Source organism: Phenylobacterium glaciei (assembly GCF_016772415.1).
Taxonomy (GTDB): Bacteria; Pseudomonadota; Alphaproteobacteria; order Caulobacterales; family Caulobacteraceae; genus Phenylobacterium; species Phenylobacterium glaciei.
Window position 1 is genome coordinate 101331 of the sequence record NZ_JAGSGD010000001.1, and the last position, 21483, is coordinate 122813.

Here is a 21483-nt window from a genome sequence, read left to right on the forward strand (position 1 = left end):
GATGCAGAGCCGGATTCAGGCTTCGAGAGAAGCCATCGGCCTCTAATGCCGGAAGACGCGCACGCCGGTGAAGACCATGGCCAGGCCGCGCTCGTCGGCGGCGTCGATGACCTTCTGGTCGCCGATGGAGCCGCCCGGCTGGATCACCGCGGTGCAACCGGCGTCGGCGGCCTGGATCAGGCCGTCGGGGAACGGGAAGAAGGCTTCCGAGGCGCAGGCCGAGCCCTTCAGGTCCAGGCCGAAATCGGCGGCCCGTAGCGCGGCGATACGGGCGCTATCCTTGCGGTTCATCTGGCCGGCGCCGACGCCCAGGGTTTGCCCGGCGCGCGCATAGACGATGGCGTTGGACTTCACGTGCTTGGCGATGGTGAAGGCAAACAGCATGTCGCGGATTTCCGCCTCGGTCGGCGCACGCTTGGTGACCACCGTCAGGTCGGCGGCGGTCAGGCGGGCGTCGTCGCGGCTCTGCACCAGGAATCCGCCGGAGACCGACTTGAAGGTGGTCCCGGCCGCCAGGGGATCGGGCAGGCCGCCGGTGGTCAGCAGGCGCACGTTCTTCTTCTTGGCGAACAGGGCCACGGCGTCGGCGTCGGCGTCCGGCGCGATCACCACCTCGGTGAGCAGCTTGAGGATTTCGGTGGCCGTGGCGGCGTCCAGCTTCTGGTTCAGGGCGATGATGCCGCCGAACGCGCTGGTGGGATCGCAGGCCAGCGCCCGCTCATAGGCCTCGACCATGGTCTTTCCGGTCGCCACGCCGCAGGGATTGGCGTGCTTGATGATGGCGCAGGCGGGGCCGTTCGCGGGATCGAACTCGGCGATCAGCTCGAAGGCCGCGTCGGTGTCGTTGATGTTGTTGTAGCTGAGCTCCTTGCCCTGGAGCTGCTTGGCCGTCGCCACGCCCGGACGCGGGTCGGCGAAGCGGTAGAAGCTGGCCGATTGGTGCGGGTTCTCGCCATAGCGCATCGTCTGGACCAGCTCACCGCCGATGGCCCGGCGCTTGGGGGCGATGTCGCCCAGGGCGGCGGCGAACCAGGCGGAGATGGCGGCGTCATAGGTGGCGGTGCGGGCATAGGCGCGGGCGGCCAGCGACTTGCGCAGCGCCAGGCTGGTGGTCCCGGTGGCCTTGAGTTCGGCCAGCACCTCTTCCAGGTCGGCGATCTCGGTGCAGACGCAGACATAGCCGTGGTTCTTGGCCGCCGAGCGGATCATGGCCGGGCCGCCGATGTCGATGTTCTCGACGCAGGTTTCGAAGTCGCCGCCGGCCGCCACCGTGGCCTCGAAGGGGTAGAGGTTCACATAGACCAGATCGATGCCGCCGATGCCGTGGTCGGCCATGGCCTTGGCGTGGTCGGGCGCGTCGCGGACGCTGAGCAGGCCGCCGTGGACGATGGGGTGCAGGGTCTTGACCCGCCCGTCCATCATCTCGGGGAAGTTGGTCAGGTCCGAGATATCCTTCACCGCCAGACCGGCGCCGGCGATCGCCGCCCGGGTGCCGCCGGTGGAGACCAGTTCGACGCCGAGTTCGGCCAGGACCTTGGCGGCCTCCACCAGGCCGGTCTTGTCGGAGACGGAGATCAGGGCGCGCTTGACGGAGGCGCGGTCGGCGGGCTTGGGGAAGTCGGGGGCTGCGGGCACGGCAAATCCTTCATCGTTTGAAGAGGCTTTGCCCAGGCGAGCGGCATATGGACCCTGCGCTCCCCGGTGGTCTCCCACCTCAGTTTCGCCAGTCACGCAGGTCGCGGTGGCTGTAGGCCCACGAGCCGATTTCGTCAATGCGGCGGGGGCCAGGCCTCGGCCGCCGCGAGCTTCCACCGCACCCGGGCGCCGGCGTCCAGGCGGGCGGCGCCGCGCAGCACGATCTGGTGGGTCCGCTTGGGCAGGCCGTCCTGGAAATAGACCGAGGTTTCCACCGACACCTCCTGGGCGTCGTTGCGCAGCCACCAGCCGGTCTCGTCGCCCTCGGCCCGCAGCAGCACGCTCTTGCCGTCGCGGGCCAGGCTGGCGCGGACATCGGGGTGAACGTGGAAGCGGACCATGAAGGGCACGAAGCGTCGGGCCTCGGGGTCGCCAGAGGGCTCCGCCACCGGTGTCAGCCGATCTTCGCCCCGCAGTTCGTCGGCCGCCAGATCCAGGAACAGCCGCCGCTCGTGGCGCAGGCCAAAGCGCGGAACCCAGCCGTCGTGAGACATTTCCAGCCACAGGGCTTGGGGCGTTTCGTGGCGCTGGGCGGCGACGGCGTCATAGGCGTCGATCAGCCGGGGTCCGAGCGCATTGGCCCGGAAGCCGCGTAAGGGTTCACCGCAGGACGCGTCCCCGACGCAGACGGTGGAACTGGCATCGGCCAGCCGCAGGGCCTGGGGACCGTTGGCCTCCGGCGACCAGGCGCAGGCCACGATCATCCGGCGGCCCGCCGCCAGCACCTCGATGGCCAGCGGCTGGGCGCAGGCCGCCACGCTCCACGCGCCCTGGGCGGGCGGGGCGCAGTCGGCCAGGATCTGCAGGCTGCGGGCCTCCAGCCGCTGGTAGCCGTTGCGGGCCACGGGGGGGCGCTGGGTGGCCGCCTCGCTGGCGCGGGCGGCGGCGACGTAGGGACGGTTGGCGGCCTCCCCCCCTTGCAGATCGGGCAGGCCGCCGTCGGCCAGGGTGAAGAAGCGCACCGCCCCGGTCAGGCGGTCCATGGCCCGCATCATCTCGTCGGGCGCCGCGATGCCGCGCTGGACCAGGGCCTCGTCGAGGGCCTGGAGGTCCAGCAACAACTCCAGAGCGGCCCGGGGACTGCGCGAGGCGTGGCCGCCGTCCGGTTGAACGGTGACGTGCAGGGCGCGTTCCAGCGCGATCAGGCCGCGATCGATGAGTTTTTCACCGGCTTCCCCCGACAGCACGGTCCCGGCCAGGGTGGCGGCCACGGCCCGCTCGGCGGCGCGGACCGGGCCGTCGATCGAGTCCAGCAGGTGGCGAGCCTGGCGGGCGAGGTCCAGGGTGATCAGGGCGGTCTCGGCGTCCGAGGCCCGGGCGCAGAGGGTGGTCGCCGCGCAGGCCAGGTTGAAGGTCCGCCGCTCCAGAACCTCGGGCGCCCAGGAAAACCCGTTCCATCGACCGAACACCCGAGACCAGTCCAGGGTCAGGCGCAGGCCCTCGGCCGCGCCGGCGTCCCCGGTGGACAGCAGGTCGGGCATCCAGTCGAACCGGTGCAGAACCGCGGCGAACCGTCGCGTCGGGCTGGGCCGGTCCCAGGGATCGCCCCTCGTGCCGGTCTCCAGGGTCGCGCCACCGAACACGAAGCGGCCGTCCAGGATGCGGCGGCCAGCCTCCGGATTGACCGGGCGGGGGTTGCGCGGACCGGCGGCCAGGCCCTCAGGCCGCGGCCTCGCCAACAGCCAGCGATGCAGGGGATTGCCGAACCACTCCCGGCGCATCTGACGCTGCAGGCCCTGGGCGAGGGCGAGAAGGAAGACTCGGCCAGGCAGGCGCGACAGAGCCGGAAGGCCGCCCGCCATACCGGGGCCCTACCCGCCCTTCAGGGCGGCGATATTGGCGGCGTAGGCGCTGGGCCCGCCCTTGAAGACGGCGGTCCCGGCCACCAGGGCCGTGGCGCCCGCGGCCATGCAGAGCGGCGCGGTCTCCACCGTCACCCCGCCGTCGACCTCCAGATCGATGTCGCGGCCCGTGGCGTCGATCATCTCGCGGAGCCTGGCGATCTTGGCCAGCTGGGAGTGCATGAACTTCTGGCCGCCGAAGCCGGGGTTGATGGACATCACCAGGATCAGGTCGATCTCGTCCATCATCCACTCGATCACCGAGGGGGAAGTGGACGGGTTGAACACCACGCCGGCCTTGCAGCCCAGCTCACGGATGCGCTTGAGCGTGCGGTTCAGGTGGGGCCCGCTCTCGGGATGGACGCTGATGATGTCGGCGCCGGCGTCGGCGAAGGCCTCCAGGTAGTTGTCCACCGGGGCGATCATCAGGTGGACGTCGAAGGGGATCGAGACGTGGGGCTTCAGCGCCTTCACGATGTCGGGGCCGAGCGTGATGTTGGGCACGAAGTGGCCGTCCATCACGTCGATATGCAGCCAGTCGGCGCCGGCCGCCGCCACCGCGCGGCATTCCTCGCCGAGCTTGGCGAAGTCGGACGCCAGGATGGACGGGGCGATGATCGGGGTGCGCGCGGTCATGGGTTCCGACTTAACGGGGGCAGGTGGCCGCGACAAGGCGGACCTTAGCCCGCTCGCACATACCGCGCGACGAAGAAGCCGTCCGTCCCACCGACCCGGTGATGTGGCAGGATTCTGAGCGTTCCGTCCGACCGCAGGCTGGCCTCCGGCGCGCCACCCTCGCCGGGGGTCATGGGGGCCAGAGCGAACTCGGGATTGCGGGACAGGAATCCCGGGGTCTGGGCCTCACCCTCCTCCGGCTCCAGAGAGCAGACGCAATAGACCAGGCGGCCGCCCGGCTTCACGCGCCTGGCCGCCGAATCCAGCAGCCGCGACTGCACCCCGGCCAGGGCCGCGACATCGCCGGGCTTGGCGGCCCAGAGGACGTCGGGGTTGCGGCGATAGGTGCCCGTCGCGCTGCAAGGGGCGTCCAGCAGGACAGCGTCGAAGGTGCGCTGGTCGGGCCAACCGCCAGCGTCGTCGGTGGCGGTCTCGGCAGTGAGGCCCATGCGGGCCAGGTTCTCGGCGACCCGGACCAGGCGGGCGGCGGATCGATCGACAGCGACCACCGAGGCGCCGGTGGCGGCCAGTTGCAGGGTCTTGCCGCCGGGCGCGGCGCAAAGGTCGAGCGCGGTCTCGCCCGGCTTCATGTCGAGCAGGCGCGCGGGCACAGCGGCGCTGGCGTCCTGCACCCACCACACCCCGTCGGCGAAGCCCGGCCAGGTGGAGATTTCGCCGCGCAGGGCCGAGCGCAGGGTCCCGCCGGGCAGTTCCTCGGCTTCCAGGGCGATCGTCAGATCCGGCGACGGCGCCTTGACGGAAAGGTCGGTGGCCGGCTCGGCGGCGATCAGGGTGGCCATGGCGCGGGCGGCGGGCTCGCCGAAGGCGGCGGCCCAGCGGCTGAACAGCCAAGGCGGGGCCAGCAGTTCCGGGTCGGTCATGTCCGGCGGCTCGCGGGTCAGGCCGCGCAGGATGGCGTTGATGACGCCCTTGAAGGCGCGGCCCTCCTTGAGCTCCGCCACCAGGTCGACGCTGGTTCCCACCGCGGCGAAGGCCGGCGTGCCCAGCACGAAGGCCTGGGCGACACCGAGCCGCAGGATGTTGCGCACCACCTCCGGCGGCTCGCGCGAGATGCGGCCGTCCAGGGCGCGGTCGATGGGACCGAGATGGCGCAGGGTCGCCAGCACCAGGGCGCGGGCGAAGCCCCGGTCGCGGGGCTCCAGGTTGCGGAAGGCGGGCGTGGCGGCCGCCTCGTCGAAGCCCGTGCGGCGGTTGAGCGCCGCGGCGAGCAGGTCGAGGGCGGCGCGGCGCGCGGGCAGGCCGGCGGCGTCGGAGGCTGAAAGGTCGGTCACGCGGGCGGCGTGCCCGCAAACCGGCCTTGAGGCAAGCCCCGACGTGGCGCCGGAACTGGCGCGGCGCGCCACAAGCGCCTAGATTTCACCCATGGAAGACACTGATCCGCCGGGCGCCGCCCCCGGCAAGCCGCTGACGCCCGCCGCCCGCCGCGCGCTTGAGGAGGCCGCCGCGCGCCACGCCGCCGAACATGAGGCGCAGCTTGCCGCGGAGAACGGCGGCCCCGCCGGTCTCGAGCCCACCCGCTTCGGCGACTGGGAACGCAAGGGCATCGCCGTCGACTTCTGACACGCTCAAGTCTGTTAACCTTTCGCGCCGGGGGTTTCGCCCCTGAGGGGTGAATGGTCGCCGCAAAGGCTTATGCCGCCTAGGTTTGCGCGGACGACCTATGGCGGAGAGCGCGATGTCCTGGTTAACGCGGACGATGTTGGGCCTGGCCCTGGCCCTCAGTGCGGGCGCGGCCCTGGCCGGATGCCCGGCCCCTTGCGGGCAGGGCGCGCAGCCGAGCGGCGGCTATCAGGACGTCTACGACGGTGGCGGCTATGTCGCGGGCGGCGGGAGCTACGACATGGGCGGCCCGCCTCCGGGCTATGCCTATGACGGGGGCGGGTACGTCGCCAGCGGCGGCTACGCCTATGACAACGGCGGCCAGCGCCCCGGCTGCCAGACCTGCAGCGGCCATAGGCGCGGCGACGGCGATCGCCGCAGCGGCGGCTACAGCCTGCGCACCTACGGCGATGTCGCCCAGCACTACGGTTATCCGAGCTGTGGCCAATGCGCCGCCTTCGCCCACGAGCGCGCCTACAACGAGCGCTACGACGAGCGCGGCCCCTGCCGGGCCCAGGACTGCGGCGACTGCCGGCAGTGCGGCGAGCTGATCCTGGGCGGAAACTTCACCTACGACTACGGCGTCGGCCCCTATCCCGAGGGTGGCTATGGCGGCGGGGGCGGCGGCTACGCCTCCGGTGGCGGGTTCGCTGGAGCGGGAGCCGGCGCGGGAGCCAGCGCCAGCGCGCGCGCCTCGGCCTCGGCCAGCTCCAGCAGCCACGTCAGCGTCAATATCGGCGGCCGCGGCGGTCACAAGGGCGGCGGCGGGGGATGCAACACCTGCGGCGGCGGCCACACGGGCGGCGGCGGCACGTGGTAGGGGTTTAGACTCCCGCCATCTCCGCGGCGACCCGCATGGCGGCGTCGCGGGGATCGTTGGCCGCCGTGATCGGCCGACCCACCACCAGGTGCGAGGCGCCGGCCTTGAGCGCATCGGCGGGTGTCGCGGCGCGGGCCTGGTCGTTCTTCGCCGACCAGTCGGGACGCACGCCCGGGGTCACCACCAGGAAGTCCTTGCCGCCGATGGCCCGCGCCAGGGCCGCCTCGTGCGGGCTGGCCACCACCCCGTCGCAGCCGGCCGCCACCGCCTGGTGGATGCGGCGCTCCACCAGCGAGCGGGCGGTCTCGGAGAAGCCCATCTCGATGAGGTCGGCGTCCGACAGGCTGGTGAGCACCGTCACCGCCAGGATCTTGAGGCCGGAGCGGCCCTTGCCGCGCACGGCGGCCTCCATCACCTGGGGCTCGCCGTGGACGGTGAGGAAGTCGCAACCGCTATCTGCCAACACAGCGGCCGAGCGCTGCACCGTGGTGCCGATGTCGTGCAGCTTCCAGTCCAGGAACACCTGCTTGCCGGCCGCCTTCAGCTCGCTGGCCAGGGTCATGCCGCCGCCGGTGGCGAACAGTTCCAGTCCCACCTTGTAGAAGCTGACGGTGTCGCCGAGCGCGTCCACGATGGCGCGGGCCTCGTCCACGGTGGGCAGGTCCAGCGGAATGATCAGGCGAGGGTCGGCTTTGACGAGCGTGTCGGCGACGGACATGGCTTAGCTCCGGGCAGGCGAGAGCGCCCCTCTCACGGGGTCGGCGCGGGTGACGAATTGGGCTAAGACGCTGCAATGAGCCCGGCAGACTTCGCGGTCAACTTCTTCGTCGCCCTTTTCGCCCTGATCGACCCGATCGGCACGGTGCCGCTGTTCGCCGCGGCCACAGTGGGGGTGAAGAGCAAGGATTCGCGGCTGATCGCGGTCTATATCGCCTTCTTTATCCTGTTCTTCCTGACCTTCTTCTACTTCTCGGGCCTGTCGCTGCTGGCCTTCTTCGGCATCTCCCTGCCGGCCTTCCGCATGGCCGGCGGGATCATCCTGTTCCTGCTGGGCCTGGACATGGTGCGCGGCGACATGGCCACCAGTGTCGAGGCCGCCGATAACACCCCGGGCGAGGGCCGGGCCCATGCCCGCAAGCGCTTCGAGCGGATGATCGTGCCCTTCGCCATGCCCCTGCTGATCGGGCCGGGCGCCATCTCCACTGTCATCATCTACGCCAGCGAGGCCAAGCGCTTCGGCCTGGTGGGCGCGGCCGTCGGCGTCGCCGTCATCGCGGCCACCGCGCTGTCGACCATGCTGGCCTTCTGGGCGAGCCCGCTGATCACCCGCCTCTTGGGCAAGATCGGCCTGACCATCGTGGTCCGGGTGCTGGGCCTGATCCTCTGCGCGCTGGCCGTGCAGTTCGTGATGATCGGCATCGCCGATAGCACCCACGACGTCATCCTGCGCAAGGCCGCGGCCCCCTACGCGGCGCACTAAACCTTGCGGAAGCGCGGCCCTTGGGCGGCCATGAGCGCCAGGGCCCATTCGTCGGGGATCAGTTTCACCAGGCCGGCGATGGCCTTGTTCGGGGCGCCCGGCACCGCCACGGCGCGGTTGGCCTCAACGGCCTCGTAGCCCGCTGCGGCCACCTCGTCTGCGCCCAGCCACAGCCAGGGCGGGGTCGAGGCGCTGATCTTTTCGCGCGTGCCGTTGGCGTCGTGGAATTCGGAGTAGGTGAAGCCGGGGCAGAGCGCGCTGACATGCACCCCGGTCGCCAGGTTCTCCAGGTGCAGGCTCTGGGAGAACTTCACCAGATAGCTCTTGGTGGCGCCGTAGAGGGTGTGGCCCGCCGAGCCCGGGATCAGGCCCGCCAGGGACGCGACGTTGACGATACGCCCGAACCGCCGGTCCACCATGCCCGGCAACACCCTGTGCGCCAGTTCGCTGGGCGCCGTCAGCATCACCTGCAGGACAGCGGCCTGCTGCTCCCAGGTGGTGTCGGCATAGGTTCCGGGCTGGCCGTAACCGGCGTTGTTGATGAGCGCGTCCACCACCCGGCCGTGGGCGGTGAGATGGTCCAGGATCGCAGCCGGAGCGGCGGGATCGGCCAGGTCGGCGGGAACGGTCAGGGTCTCGACGCCATGGCGCAGGCCGATGTCCTCGGCCAGGCGATCCAGGCGATCGGCGCGCCGCGCGGTGAGGGCCACGTCATAGCCGTGGCTGGCGTAGATCTTGGCGAAGGCCGCCCCGATCCCGGCCGAAGCCCCGGTGATCAGCGCCAGTTTGCGGTCCATGCGTGCCTCGCGAGTCTCGATACGGCCTAGTTAAGCCAGATCGGCGATCTCGTCGTCGGTCAGATCACCAGGCACCAGGGTGACGGGGACCTTTCGCGAGCCCCACTTGACCCCCTCCTTGGCGATGGAGGCCACCAGGGGACCGGGCCCCCGGCCCTCCACGGCGGCGGCCAGCACCAGGATCTTGATGGCGGGGTCCTCGCTGATCACCTTGCGCAGGGCCGCGCGGGTGTTGTCGGCGTGTTCGATGATGAATTCCGGCGCCATGCCGGTCTCGGCGATGACGAACTCGGCCATCTTCTGCAGCGCGGCCTCGGCCTCCTCGCGGGCCTGGCGCTCGATCTCTTCGCGCACGCCCGACCAGTGCTCGAAGACCGCCGGCTCGATCACCCGCAGCAGGGCCACATGACCGCCGGTGGAGCGGGCGCGGCGGCAGGCGAATTTCAGCGCGGCCATGAACTCGGCGCTGTCGTCGGCGATGACCAGGAACTTGCGTTGGCTCATGGGGCGACGGTGGCTTGCCCCGTCTCCGGATGCAAGCCACCTCGGATGCTAGGGTTTAGCTGCCCCAGAAGCCGACGATCTTCTTCACCTCAGCCAGGGTCGGGGCCGCGGCCTCCCGGGCCTTTTCGGCGCCGGCCGCCAGGATGCGATCGATCTCGTCGGGCTCGCTCATCAGCCGGCGCATCTCGCCGCTGATGGCGCCGAACTTGGCCACCGCCAGGTCCGCCAGCAGCGGCTTGAACGACTGGCCAAAGCCCTGGCCGGTGAACTCGGCCAACACGTCGGCGGCGGTGCGTTCAGACAGCGCCGCATAGATGCCGATCAGGTTCAGCGCCTCGGGCCGATCCTTCAGCTCCTCCAGGGTCTCCGGCAGGGGATCGGGATCGGTGCGCGCCTTGCGGATCTTCTGCGAGATGGCGTCGGCGTCATCCATCAGGTTGAGCCGGGAATTGTCCGACGGATCGGACTTGCTCATCTTCGCCGAGCCATCGCGCAGGGACATGATCCGCGCGCCCGGCCCCTCGGTCAGGGCCTCCGGCAGCGGGAAATAGCCCGGGACGTCGAAGTCGTGGTTGAACTTGGCGGCGATGTCGCGGGTCAGCTCCAGGTGCTGGCGCTGGTCCTCCCCCACCGGCACATGGGTGGCCTTGTAGACCAGGATGTCGGCCGCCTGGAGCACCGGATAGGTGTAGAGCCCGACGCTCTCGCGTTCCTTGTGCTTGCCGGCCTTGTCCTTGAACTGGGTCATCCGGTCGAGCCAGCCGAGGCGGGCGACGCAGTTGAACACCCAGGCCAGCTGGGCGTGTTCCGGCACCGCCGACTGCGGGAAGATCGTGGCCTTGGCCGGATCGAGGCCCGAGGCGAGATAGGCCGCGGCGATCTCGCGGACCTGCGAGGTCAGCAGCTTCGGGTCCTGCCACACCGTGATGGCGTGCATGTCGGCCACGAAGATGAAGGTCTCCATCTCGTGCTGCAGCCGGGTGAACTTCACCAGGGCGCCGAGATAGTTGCCCAGGTGCAGCGCTCCGGAGGGCTGGACGCCGGAGAGCACGCGTCGTTTGCCGGCATAGGCGGCGGGAGCTTGTTCGGTCATGGGATCAGGCTTTGAACTTGAGGACGTGGAGGCGCGAAACCTCGCGCCGCGGGAGCGGGATCAGGCGCTGCGCCATCGCCAGGTGAATGCGTCCAGATAAGCCATGACCGATGCGAATAGTCCGTGGCTGACCATTGGGCAAGCCCGTCAGAGTTCGGGAACCGCCACGGCCACGTCGCCCTTGCGCCGCTTCAGCGCCCCGCGCACCTCGGCCGGGGTGACGCCGCCGAGCGCCAGCAACACCACCGGATAGAGCAGGCCGCCCACCAGGGCCACCAGCAGCACGGTGATCTCCTTGGCGCCGCTCATCCCGGCCAGGGGCGCCTCCAGCACGGCGCGGAAGTGGCTCGCCAGGGCCAGGACGATCCCCAGGATCACGCTGGCGGCGGTCACTCGGATGATCTTGCCGATCGTGCGGGCCGAGGGGCGATAGGCCTTCTCCCGCCACAGCAGGACCGCCATCTGGGCCACGGTGACCCAGGAGGCGATGGCGGTGGAGACCGCGATGCCGGGGAAGCCGATGGTGTAGAACAGGGTCACGCCCAGCACGATATTGACCCCCACCGAGATCAGCGAGAACCGCATCGGGGTCTTGGTGTCCCCGCGCGCGAAGAAGGCCGGCTGCAGGATCTTGATCAACACGAAGGCCGGCAGGCCCCAGCCGTAGTGGAACAGCAGGGCGCCGGAGGAGGCCGCATCGGCATGGGTGAACTCGCCGCGGGCGAAGAATCCGTCGGCCAGATAGACCGGCATGGCCATCAGGGCCGCGGCGGCGGGCAGAGTCAGGGCCAGGCCGAAGACGATGGCCTGGTCCATGGCCCCCTGGGTGTCCTCGTGGTCGTTGAGCTGGAAGGCGGTGGCGAGCCGGGGCAGCAGGGCCACGCCGATGGCGACGCCCACCAGGCTGAGCGGCAGCTGGTAGAAGCGCTCGGCGACGTTCAGCCAGACGCGCATGCCGGCCACCTGGGAGGCCAGGATGGCGGAGATGAAGAGGTTGATCTGCACCGCGCTCGAGGCGATGACGCCGGGCACCGCACGGCGGGCCAGGGCCTTGATCTCGGGCGTGAACCGCAGGGCCTTCAGGCGCACCCGGGCGCCGGTGCGGTGCGCGCCCCACCAGCAGATGGCCGCCTGGCCGATCCCGGCGACCACGACGCCCACCGAGGCGGCGAAGGCCGCCCGGGTCGGATCCTTCTGCGGCAGCACCGCGATCAGCATCACCACGTTGAGGATGGTGGGATAGAGGCCGTAGATCACGAACCGCCCCCGCGCCGTCAGGATGCCCGCGAACAGCGAGGCGATCGAGATGCAGACGAGATACGGCATGGTGATCTGGGTGAGCAGCACCGCCAGCTTGAACTTGGCCGGGTCGCTCATGTAGCCGGGGCTGTAGGCCATCATCAGCCAGGGCATGGCCAGCTGGCAGATGACCGTGACCACCACCGTGGCGGCCGCCAGGGTCGCCAGGCTGTCGGCGGCGAAGGCGTCGGCCGATTCCTTGCCGTCGCTGGCCAGGCGCCGCGAGTAGTCGGGCACGAAGGCCGCGGCGAAGGCGCCCTCGGCGAAGATGCGACGGAACAGATTGGGGAAGGTCAGCGCCGTGAAATAGGCGTCAGCGGCGATATTGCTGCTGCCCCCCAGGCGCGCGGTTATCACCAGGTCCCGGGCCAGGCCCATGAACCGGCTGACCAGGGTGAGCGCCGAATAGATCATCGACGAGCGGATCATCCCGCCGGACTTGGCGGGGGCGGGCGTCGGGGGCGCGGCGGGTTCGGTCACGCTCGCTCTGTGCGCAGGGCCGGGCACGCCGTCAAGCCGTCAGCGCGCCACGCTGGCCCGAGCCCGCTGCAGGTTGGAGCGTGACTTCGACGAAGCCGAGGCCTCCGCCTCGTCCAAGGCCAGCATCAGCCCGGCCTTCAGGCTGGTCATGGCCTTGGGGTCGGTGAGCTTCTTGCCGTCGGCGTCCACCACATAGAAGGCGTCCACCGCGCGCTCGCCATAGCCGTCGATATGGGCCGAGAGGATGGAGAGGCCCGCCTCGGAGATCGGCTGGGCCAGAGCCACCAGCAGGCCCGGACGGTCGCGGCCCGAGGCCTCCACCACCGTCGAGACCTCCGAGGCGTCATTGTCCAGCATGACGGTGGGGATGATGGAGAAGGCCGCGGCCCGGCCCAGGTCGGACAGGCGCTTGGTCTCGGTCTTGATCGGCTCGCCGCGGGCGGCGGCCTCCAGGGCGGCGGCCAGGCGGGTCAGCGCCTTGGCGTTGTCGGAGCCATAGGCCGCGCCAGTAACGTCCTGCACGTAGAAGACATCCAGGGCCTGGCCCGAGCGGGAGGTGAAGACCCGGGCGCCCATGACATTGGCCCCGGCGGCGGTGACGGCCTGGGCCAGGTCGACGAACAGGCGCGGCCGGTCGGGGGCGGCCACGACGACTTCGGACGCGTTCAGGCCCGGGCGGATATGGCCCTCGGCGGCGGCTCCGCCCTTTTCCGCGCGGCGGGCCAGCGCCGCGTGGCCCTGGACCTCGCTCTCGGCGAAGGAGGTGAAATAGGCGTCCTCCATGGCCTGGGCCCAGGCGGTGGCGGCGGGGTCGACGGCCACCAGCCGCATGCGGGCGTCATAGGCGGCGTTCTCGTGATAGCGGCGCACGGCGGCCGCGGCGTCCGACCCCCGGCCGCCGCGGAAGACGGCCTCGGTGGCGGCATAGAGCTCACGAAGAAGTTGGCCCTTCCAGCCGTTCCAGACGCCAGGCCCCACGGCGCGGATGTCGGCGACGGTGAGCACCAGCAGCAGCCGCAGGCGTTCGGGCGTCTCCACGATGCGGGCGAAGTCCACCACCGTGCGCGGGTCCGACACGTCGCGCTTCTGGGCGTAGTCGCTCATCACCAGGTGATGCTCCACCAGCCAGGCCACCAGCTCGATGCGTTTGCGGTCCTGGCCCAGGCGTTCGCAGGCCTGGCGCGCGGCCCGGGCCCCGGCCTTCTCCTGGCCGCCGGCCCCGCCCTTGCCGGTGTCGTGCAGCAGCATGGCCAGGAACAGGGCCTCCGGATCATCGATCAGCGGCATGATGGCCGTCGACAGCGGATGGTCCTCGGCGAAACGGCCGGCCTTGATCTCGGCGATCACGCCCACCGCCCGCAGGGTGTGCTCATCGACCGTGTACGAGTGGTACATGTTGAACTGCATCTGGGCGACGACCCGGCCGAACTCCGGCAGGAAGCGGCCCAGGACCCCGGCCTCGTTCATCAGGGTCAGGGTCCGCTGCGGATCGCGGCCCCGGGCCAGAATGTCCAGGAACACCTTGGCCGCGCGCGGATCGCGCCGGGTCTTCGAGGTGATCAGCGTGAGTGACCGCGTGGCGGCGGTGAAGGCGTCGGGGTGCAGGTCCAGGTCGCGGCGGTCGGCGGTGCGGAACAGGCGCAGCAGGTTGATCGGATCAGCCTGGAAGATCTCCGGCGTGTCGATGTTGAGCCTTCCGCCCTCCTCGTGGAAGCCGGCCTCCAGCATGGTCTTGCGCGGCCTCCCCCGGCCCGGCAGCAGGCGGGAGATGCCCTTGGGATGGGACTTCACCCGCTCGGATTCCAGCTTGGCGGCGAAGACGCGGGTGAGCGCGCCGACCTCCTTGGCGATCAGGAAGTAGCGCCGCATGAAGCGCTCGACGGCCGGCGCGTCGCCCCGATCGCCGTAGCCCATGCGCCGGGCGATCTCCGGCTGCAGGTCGAAGGTCAGGCGCTCCTCGGGGCGGCCGGTGGCGAAATGCAGGTGGCACCGCACCGCCCAAAGGAAGTCGAAGGCGCGCAGGAAAGCCGCAACCTCCTGCCGCTCGAACATCTCCAGATGCACGATCCCGTCCGTCCGCGCCTGGGCCGAGGGGTTCAGGTACTGGGCGATCCAGAACAGGGTGTTGAGGTCGCGCAGGGCGCCCTTGCCCTCCTTGACGTTGGGCTCCACCAGGTAGCGGCTGGCGCCGGCGCGGGAGTGGCGCTCATCGCGCTCCTTCAGCTTGGCGGCGACGAACTGGGCGCCCGTGCCCTTCACCACTTCGTTGGCGAAGCGGCGGGTCAGCTCCTCGGCCAGCTTCTCGTCGCCGGTCAGCTTGCGCGCCTCCAGGATCGAGGTGCGGATGGTGAAGTCTTCCTTGGAGAGCCGGATGCACTCCTCGATCGTGCGCGAGGCGTGGCCCACCTTGAAGCCCAGGTCCCACAGGGCATAGAGCATGAACTCGATCACGCTCTCGGCATGGGCCGTCTGCTTGTAGGGGCGCAGGAACAGCAGATCGAGGTCGGAGAAGGGCGCCAGGGTCCCGCGCCCATATCCGCCCACCGCCATCAGGGCCAGGCGCTCGCCCTCGGTGGGATTGCGCGCCCGGAACACGTGGACGGTGGTGAAGTCGTACAACGCGGTGACGACTTCGTCCGTCACGCCGGACAAGAGCCGGGCGGTCTCGATGCCGCCGGCGCCGTTCTCCAGCCGCTCCTTGGCGATCATCCGGCCGCGGAACAGGGCCTGCTTGAGGATGTCTAGGGCGCGGCGCCGCTGTTCTGGGGCATCCCCCGCCGCATCCAGGGCCGCGGCCGAGAGCTGGGCGCGCAGCCGCAGGCCGTCGACAACATATTCGAGGCGCGTGGGACGCAGGCGTGGCGGCATGAGAAACCTAAGGAAAACCGGTCGCCCACATATAGGGCCGCGCCGTCCCGGGCGCGAAGCCCGCAGGAGGACGCAGGTCAAGAAAAAGGCCGGCGCCCTGGGGCCCCGGCCTTCCTTAGTCTGGTCGAAAGCTCGCGGTCTTAGAGCGCGGCGAGCTTTTGCTGGGTGACCTGCACGGTGTCCCTCACGCAACGGCCGTAGGCGCCCAGGATCAGGGTCTCGCCGGCGACGTCCCGGGCGCAGACGGTGCGCGCGGCGTCGAGGATGTCGGCGTTGATCTGTTCGGCGGACTTGCCGACCAGGGAGACGCGGACTTCAGTGGCGCTGGCCGAGGAGGCGGCGAAGGCGGCGACGGCGGCGACGGCGGCGATAAGGGCGATGCGGATCATGATCTAAATCTCCAGCGGCGCGGGAAAATGGGGAGGAGAGGTCCGCGCTCGTCGGAGGTGTTTTTGTACTCGCGAGATTAAAATGTTGTGCAGTGCGATGATTAGAATATTGCGACGCACCATTTTCTTGGCGGCGCGCTAACACCGCTCATCCCGGCGGAGGGTGGGCTAACTCTTGCCCTGGGTGATCAGCCGGGCGCTGCGCTGATTGCGGGCGTGGATCCACACCCAGTTCAGGGCCACCGCCAGCCGGGTGCGGGCGCCGATCAGGAAGTAGATGTGGGCCAATCCCCAGAGCCACCAGGCGATCTCGCCCTTCAGCCGCACGACGCCAAAGTCGATCACCGCGCTCTGCTTGCCGATCTGGGCGAGGCTTCCGGGATGGCGGTAGCGGAACGGCCTTGGCCGCGAGGCGCGCCGGAGCCGCGCCTTGATCGCCCTGGCGACATAGCGTCCCTCTTGCGTGGCCGCCGGGGCGATGCCTGGGGCAGGCCGGCCTTTGCGGTCGAGCACGCTGGCCGTATCGCCAACCACGAACACCTGCGGATGTCCCGGCGCCGTGAGATCCGGCGCCACCTTCACGCGGCCCGCTCCATCAGTCGGCGCCCCCAGCCATTGAGCGGCCGGGGAGGCCCGTACGCCCGCGGCCCAGAGCACCGTCCGTGTCTCCAACCGCCGGTCGCCGAAGATTACGTGGTCGGCGGCGACCTCGGACACCGCGCGGCCCAACGCCACCTCGACACCCAGCGCCGCCAGCGAGCGACTGGCGTAGTCCGACAGGCTGTCGGGATAGCCGCGCAGGACGCGGGGCCCGGACTCGACCAGCACCACCTGGGCGCTGCCCGGATCGATATTGCGGAATTCGGGGGGCAGGGTGTGGCGGGCGAGCTCGGCGATGGTGCCGGCCAGCTCCACCCCGGTGGGACCGCCGCCGACGATGACAAAGGTCAGCAAGGCCCTCTGGCGGGCGGGATCGCTCTCCCGCTCGGCGTCCTCGAAGGCCATCAGAATCCGGCGGCGGATGGTGGTGGCGTCCTCAATGGTCTTGAGACCTGGCGCGAAGGGTTCCCACTCGTCATGGCCGAAATAGGCGTGGCGGGCCCCGGTGGCCAGCACCAGGGTGTCATAGGCGATCGCGGTCCCGTCCTCGAAGCGCACCCTTTGCGTCGCGACATCCACACCGGTCACCGTGGCAAGCAGGGTGGTGACCTCCGGCCGGTCGCGAACCAGGGACCGGATCGGCCAGGCGATCTCCGAGGTGGCCAGCGACGCTGTGGCCACCTGGTAGAGCAGGGGCTGGAACAGGTGGTGGTTGCGGCGGTCGATCAGGGTGATAGCGACGGGCGCGCCGGCCAAGCCCTTGACCACGGAGAGCCCGCCGAAGCCGCCCCCCACGACGACGACGCGATGTGGGGGTTGGGCCTGGGTCAGTTGAGCAATCCCTTGAGCCGGTAGAGGGCCGCCATGGCCTCGCGCGGGCTCATGCTGTCGGGGTCGAGTTCGGCGACCGCCGCATCCACCGCGCTGGGACCGGAGCGTTCCGCGACCCCGGGGGCCGTGACGGCGAACAGGGGCAGGTCGTCGAGATGCGCGGGCGCGCCGGTCTCGCGCTCCAGGCGCTCCAGCACCTCGCGGGCGCGGATCACCACGGGGGCGGGCACACCGGCCAGCTTGGCCACCTGGACGCCATAGGAGCGGTCGGCGGGGCCGGGACCGGCCTCGTGCAGGAAGATCAGGTCGCCGTTCCACTCCTTGGCCTTCAGGGACAGGTTGGCGACGTGGGCCAGCCTGCCCTCCAGCACCGCCAGCTCGTGATAGTGGGTGGCGAACAGGCCCCGGCAGCGGTTGGTCTCGTGCAGGGCCTCGGCGCAGGCCCAGGCGATGGCCAGGCCGTCATAGGTGGCCGTTCCCCGGCCGATCTCGTCGAGGATGACCAGGGAGCGTGGGGTGGCCTGGGTCAGGATGGCGGCGGTCTCCACCATCTCAGCCATGAAGGTCGAGCGGCCCCGGGCCAGGTCATCGCCCGCGCCGACCCGGCTGAACAGCCGGTCGACGACGCCAAGGCGCAGGCGCTTGGCGGGCACATAACAGCCGGCCTGGGCCAGGACGGCGAGCAGGGCGTTCTGGCGCAGGAAGGTGGACTTGCCGGCCATGTTCGGCCCGGTCACCAGGGCCAGGCGCGGCCCCACGGCGCCGGCGCCGTCGAGGCGGCAGTCGTTGGGGGTGAAGGGCTGGCCGCTGCGCTTGACGGCGGCCTCCACCACCGGGTGTCGGGCGGCCTCGGCTTCGAAGGCGGTGGAGCGGTCCAGGATCGGCCGGGTCCCGCCCACATCGTCGGCCCATTCGGCCAGGCCTGCGGCGACGTCGAGGCGGGCGGCCCCCTCGGCGGCGGCCTGGATGGCGGCGGCGACTCCGATGGCGGCCTCACGCCAGGCTTCGAAGGTGGCCACCTCGATCGCCAGCGCCCGTTCGGCGGCCTGGGCGATCCTGGCGTCCAGCTCGGCCAGCTCCACGGTGGTGAAGCGGACCTGGTTGGCCAGGGTCTGGCGGTGGATGAAGGTGGCGTTCAGCGGCGGCGCCATCAGCGGCTCGGCGGCCTTGGCGGTGCACTCGACGAAATAGCCCAGCACGGCGTTGTGGCGGATCTTCAGGGCCACGCCGCTATCAGCCAGCAGCTGCGCCTCCAGCTGCAGGATCACCCGGCGGCTGTCGTCGCGCAGGGCGCGGGCCTGGTCGAGTTCGGGCCGGACCCCGGCGGCCACGAAGCCGCCATCGCGGGCCTGGGCCGGAAGTTCGGTCCCCAGCCCGTCGGCCAGCATCTGGCGGAAGGCGCCGAGCTCATAGTGGTCGAAGGCGTGCAGAACGGAGAGCGCACTCTCCACCTCCGATGGCGGCGGCGGGTCGAGCGGGGCCGGGGCGCCCGCGAACAGGCCGGCGATGGCCTCGCCCCGGGCCAGGCCGTCTCGCAGGCAGCCCAGGTCGCGGGGACCGCCTCGGCCGAGCGCCAGGCGCGACAGGGCCCGGGCCATATCCCCCAGCCCCTTCAGGTCCTCCCGCAGCTTCTGGCGCAGGGGACGGCGCTCCACGAACCAGCCGACGGCGTCGAGGCGTACCTCAATGGCGGCCGGGTCCAGCAGCGGCCGGGCCAGCCGCGCGGCCAGCATGCGGGCGCCCGGCGCGGTGATGGTCCGGTCGATGGCGCCCAGCAGGGAGCCTTCGCGGGAGCCCGACAGGCTCTTCTCGATCTCCAGGCTGGTCCGGGTGGCCGGGTCGATGGCCATGACGTCGGCCTCGCCGGCTCTTCGCGGGGCGGTCAGGGCCGGCAGACGACCGGCCTGGGTGGTTTCCAGGTGGGCGGCGATCAGGCCCAGCGCGGAGATCTCCGCCCCCGACAGCGGCCCGAAGCCGTCCAGGGTGTCGACGCCGTAGAGCCGCTTCAGGCGGGCCTCGGAGGCGGCGGGTTCGGCCAGGGCCGAGGGCATGGGCTGCACCACCCCACCGGCGCTGCGCAGGGCGGTGTTCATGCCCTCGTCGGCGAACAGCCGGTCGGGGACCAGGATTTCCGACGGGCCAAGCGCCGCCAGGGCCGAGGCCAGGTTCTCGCGGACCACCGCCCAGCACTCAACCTCGCCGGTGGAAAGCTCGACGCTGGCCACGGCCGCGGCCCCAGCCCGCACAGCGACGGCGGCCAACCGATTGGCGCCGCGCGCGTCCAGCAGGCCGTCCTCGGTCAGCGTGCCCGGCGTCACCACCCGGACCACGTCGCGTCGCACGATGGATTTCGAGCCCCGCTTGCGGGCCTCGGCAGGGTCTTCCATCTGCTCGCAGACGGCGACCTTGAAGCCTGAGCGGATCAGCTTGGCCAGATAGGCCTCGGCGGCATGGACCGGCACCCCGCACATGGGGATCGGCGCGCCGCCGTGATTGCCCCGCGCGGTGAGCGTGATGCCGAGCGCGGCGGCCGCCTTCTCGGCGTCCTCGAAGAACAGCTCGTAGAAGTCGCCCATGCGGAAGAACACCAGGGCGTCGGGCTGACGGGCCTTGGCCTCGAAATACTGCATCATCACCGGGGTGGCGCCGGCGGCCGCGTCAGCGGGGGTGGGGATCTGGGCGTTCATGCTTGGGTCAGAGGTTAACGGCGCCCGCCGCTCACGTCATCCCCACGGGCCTCTTGAACAAAGCCGCACGAGGTCCAAGCTGTGGTTAAGTTCGGGAGGTCACCCCATGCACGTCATCTTCCCCGCCGGCCCCGACGACGCGCAGGCCCTGGCCCAGGTCCACGTGACCTCCTGGCGTGAGACCTATCGCGGCCTGCTGCCCGACAGTTTCCTGGACCGCATGAGCGTGCCGGTGAACGCCCGGCGGTTTTCCAAGTCCCTGGTCACGCCCTCCGAGCATGAGATCACCCTGGCCGCCGCCGACCGTCACGGCCTCGTCGGCTACCTGGCCGGCGGCCCATCGCGCACCCGGGTGGCCGGCGAGGCGGAGGTCACTACCCTCTATGTCCTGCGCCCGCATCAGGGTTACGACCTGGGACGGCGCCTGTTGACGGCGGCGGCCCGGGTCTTCGCCGACCAGGGGGCGAAATCCCTGATGATCTCGGTCCTGCGCGACAACATTCCGGCCCGCGGCTTCTACGAACACCTGGGCGGCGAGGCTGACGCGCCCCGCAAGGAGCCGGGACCCGGCGGCCTGATGTACGAGGTCAGCTACCGCTGGGCTGACATCGGCGTCTTGACCCGCTAATCCTTGCGGCGGACGAGAGCTAGACCCCCGTCACCTCTTCCCAGAAGCGCTTGGCCTTGCCGATGAAGCTGGCGGACTTGGGGTGCTGCTGCTCGCCGCAGAGGTCCGACAGTTCGCGCATCAGTTCCTTTTGACGGGCGCTGAGGCGGGTCGGGGTCTCGACGAACAGTTCGACGATCAGGTCGCCGCGCTCGCGGGAGCGCAGGGAGGGCATGCCGCGGCCCTTCAGGCGCACGGTGCGGCCGGTCTGGGAGCCTTCCGGCACCTTGACCTCGATCTTGCAGGCGCCGTCGCAGTTCTCGCCGCCCATCAGACAGGGGGCCTCGATGTCGCCGCCCAGGGCCGCTACCGTCATCGGCACCGGCACGGTGCAGAGCAGGTCCAGGCCGTCGCGGTCAAACAGCTCGTGCGGCTTCACCGACAGGAAGATGTAGAGGTCGCCGCGCGGGCCGCCCCTTGCCCCAGCGTCCCCTTCTCCCGCAAGTCTTATACGCGCGCCATCATCGACGCCGGCCGGGATGCGGACCTGCAGGGTGCGTTCCTTGCGCAGCTGGCCGTGGCCACGGCACTCGACACAGGGGTCCAGGATCAGTTGGCCCGAGCCGCCGCAGCGGGGGCAGGCGCGTTCGACGGAGAAGAAGCCCTGGCTGGCGCGGACCCGGCCGGCCCCGCCGCAAGTTCCGCAGACCGTGGGACTGGTGCCGGGCTTGGCGCCCGAGCCGTCGCAGGCCTCGCACTGGATGGAGGCGGGGACCACGATCTCCACCTCCGAGCCGGCATAGGCCTGCTCAAGGCTGATCTCGAGATCGTAGCGCAGGTCCTGCCCGCGGGCCGGACCGCCACGCTGGCGGCGCCCGCCGAACATGTCGCCGAAGACGTCGCCGAACACCTCATTGAAGATGTCGTTCACGTCGTGGAACTGGCCACTGCCAGGCCCGCCGCCACCGCCGCCATTGACCCCGGCATGGCCGAACTGGTCGTAGCGCGCTCGCTTCTGGGGATCCGACAGGATCGAGTAGGCTTCGTTGATTTCCTTGAAGCGGCCCTCGGCCTCCTCGCAACCGCCATTGCGGTCGGGGTGGTGCTCCATGGCCAGCTTGCGGAAGGACGACTTCAGCGCGGCTTCGTCGCAGCCGCGGCTCACGCCCAGAATCTCGTAATAGTCCCGCATCAAAT

18 protein-coding genes and 1 riboswitch are annotated in these 21483 nt (G+C 70.6%); of the genes, 4 read left to right on the plus strand and 14 right to left on the minus strand.

The genetic code is table 11. The features are described from left to right. Positions 1-42: 42 nt before the first annotated feature. The 4 genes from purH to JKL49_RS00500 all read right to left on the minus strand — a co-directional run bounded on the left by purH (position 43) and on the right by JKL49_RS00500 (position 5503). Positions 43-1635 (minus strand): bifunctional phosphoribosylaminoimidazolecarboxamide formyltransferase/IMP cyclohydrolase, encoded by a 1593-nt coding sequence (gene purH, locus JKL49_RS00485; RefSeq protein ID WP_215337410.1) that lies wholly within the window; start codon positions 1633-1635, stop codon positions 43-45. Between the two features lie 23 nt (positions 1636-1658). Beyond that, a riboswitch (ZMP/ZTP riboswitch) is annotated at positions 1659-1741 on the minus strand. Positions 1742-1769: 28 nt separating this feature from the next. Further along, positions 1770-3497 (minus strand): heparinase II/III family protein, encoded by a 1728-nt coding sequence (locus JKL49_RS00490; RefSeq protein ID WP_215337412.1) that lies wholly within the window; start codon positions 3495-3497, stop codon positions 1770-1772. A 9-nt stretch (positions 3498-3506) separates the two neighbouring features. Next, complete coding sequence (gene rpe / locus JKL49_RS00495) at positions 3507-4172, minus strand: ribulose-phosphate 3-epimerase (RefSeq protein ID WP_215337414.1); 666 nt, start codon at positions 4170-4172, stop codon at positions 3507-3509. Positions 4173-4216: 44 nt separating this feature from the next. Further along, a complete protein-coding gene (locus tag JKL49_RS00500; protein ID WP_215337415.1) occupies positions 4217-5503 on the minus strand; it encodes an RsmB/NOP family class I SAM-dependent RNA methyltransferase in 1287 nt (428 codons plus the stop codon). A gap of 91 nt (positions 5504-5594) precedes the next feature. Here JKL49_RS00500 and JKL49_RS00505 point away from each other — a divergent pair, with 91 nt between their 5' ends. Beyond that, on the plus strand, positions 5595-5792 hold the full coding sequence (locus JKL49_RS00505; protein ID WP_215337417.1) for a DUF1674 domain-containing protein: 198 nt from the start codon (positions 5595-5597) through the stop codon (positions 5790-5792). Positions 5793-5907: 115 nt separating this feature from the next. Beyond that, positions 5908-6651, plus strand: coding sequence for a hypothetical protein (locus tag JKL49_RS00510; protein ID WP_215342885.1), 744 nt, complete (start codon positions 5908-5910; stop codon positions 6649-6651). A gap of 4 nt (positions 6652-6655) precedes the next feature. Here JKL49_RS00510 and pyrF read toward each other — a convergent pair whose 3' ends face one another. Further along, positions 6656-7369: an orotidine-5'-phosphate decarboxylase gene (gene pyrF / locus JKL49_RS00515; protein WP_215337419.1), complete on the minus strand. Its 714-nt coding sequence runs from the start codon at positions 7367-7369 to the stop codon at positions 6656-6658. A 75-nt stretch (positions 7370-7444) separates the two neighbouring features. Here pyrF and JKL49_RS00520 point away from each other — a divergent pair, with 75 nt between their 5' ends. Then, positions 7445-8131, plus strand: a complete 687-nt coding sequence (locus JKL49_RS00520) for a MarC family protein (protein WP_215337421.1) — start codon at positions 7445-7447, stop codon at positions 8129-8131. On the opposite strand, the gene JKL49_RS00525 is transcribed toward JKL49_RS00520, so the two are convergent. From JKL49_RS00525 to mutS, 8 genes are all read right to left on the minus strand, one after another. Beyond that, on the minus strand, positions 8128-8928 hold the full coding sequence (locus tag JKL49_RS00525) for an SDR family NAD(P)-dependent oxidoreductase (protein WP_215337423.1): 801 nt from the start codon (positions 8926-8928) through the stop codon (positions 8128-8130). The genes JKL49_RS00520 and JKL49_RS00525 overlap by 4 nt on opposite strands. Positions 8929-8958: 30 nt before the next feature. Then, the gene (locus tag JKL49_RS00530) at positions 8959-9432 is read right to left on the minus strand and encodes a universal stress protein (protein WP_215337424.1); all 474 of its coding nucleotides are present in this window, start codon (positions 9430-9432) and stop codon (positions 8959-8961) included. A 55-nt stretch (positions 9433-9487) separates the two neighbouring features. After that, positions 9488-10525, minus strand: coding sequence for a tryptophan--tRNA ligase (gene trpS, locus JKL49_RS00535; protein ID WP_215337426.1), 1038 nt, complete (start codon positions 10523-10525; stop codon positions 9488-9490). 147 nt (positions 10526-10672) lie between these two features. Then, positions 10673-12304 (minus strand): murein biosynthesis integral membrane protein MurJ, encoded by a 1632-nt coding sequence (gene murJ / locus JKL49_RS00540; protein WP_347340333.1) that lies wholly within the window; start codon positions 12302-12304, stop codon positions 10673-10675. Positions 12305-12343: 39 nt separating this feature from the next. Next, positions 12344-15172, minus strand: coding sequence for a [protein-PII] uridylyltransferase (locus JKL49_RS00545; protein WP_215337428.1), 2829 nt, complete (start codon positions 15170-15172; stop codon positions 12344-12346). Between the two features lie 140 nt (positions 15173-15312). Continuing rightward, complete coding sequence (locus tag JKL49_RS00550; protein WP_215337430.1) at positions 15313-15561, minus strand: hypothetical protein; 249 nt, start codon at positions 15559-15561, stop codon at positions 15313-15315. A 168-nt stretch (positions 15562-15729) separates the two neighbouring features. Beyond that, positions 15730-16956: an NAD(P)/FAD-dependent oxidoreductase gene (locus JKL49_RS00555; protein ID WP_347340334.1), complete on the minus strand. Its 1227-nt coding sequence runs from the start codon at positions 16954-16956 to the stop codon at positions 15730-15732. 32 nt (positions 16957-16988) lie between these two features. Then, positions 16989-19679, minus strand: coding sequence for a DNA mismatch repair protein MutS (gene mutS / locus JKL49_RS00560; RefSeq protein WP_215337432.1), 2691 nt, complete (start codon positions 19677-19679; stop codon positions 16989-16991). Positions 19680-19785: 106 nt separating this feature from the next. Here mutS and JKL49_RS00565 point away from each other — a divergent pair, with 106 nt between their 5' ends. Then, positions 19786-20307, plus strand: coding sequence for a GNAT family N-acetyltransferase (locus JKL49_RS00565; protein WP_215337434.1), 522 nt, complete (start codon positions 19786-19788; stop codon positions 20305-20307). 19 nt (positions 20308-20326) lie between these two features. Here the strand turns inward: JKL49_RS00565 and dnaJ are convergent, their stop codons facing one another. Next, complete coding sequence (gene dnaJ, locus JKL49_RS00570) at positions 20327-21478, minus strand: molecular chaperone DnaJ (RefSeq protein ID WP_215337436.1); 1152 nt, start codon at positions 21476-21478, stop codon at positions 20327-20329. Between the last annotated feature and the right edge of the window lie 5 nt (positions 21479-21483).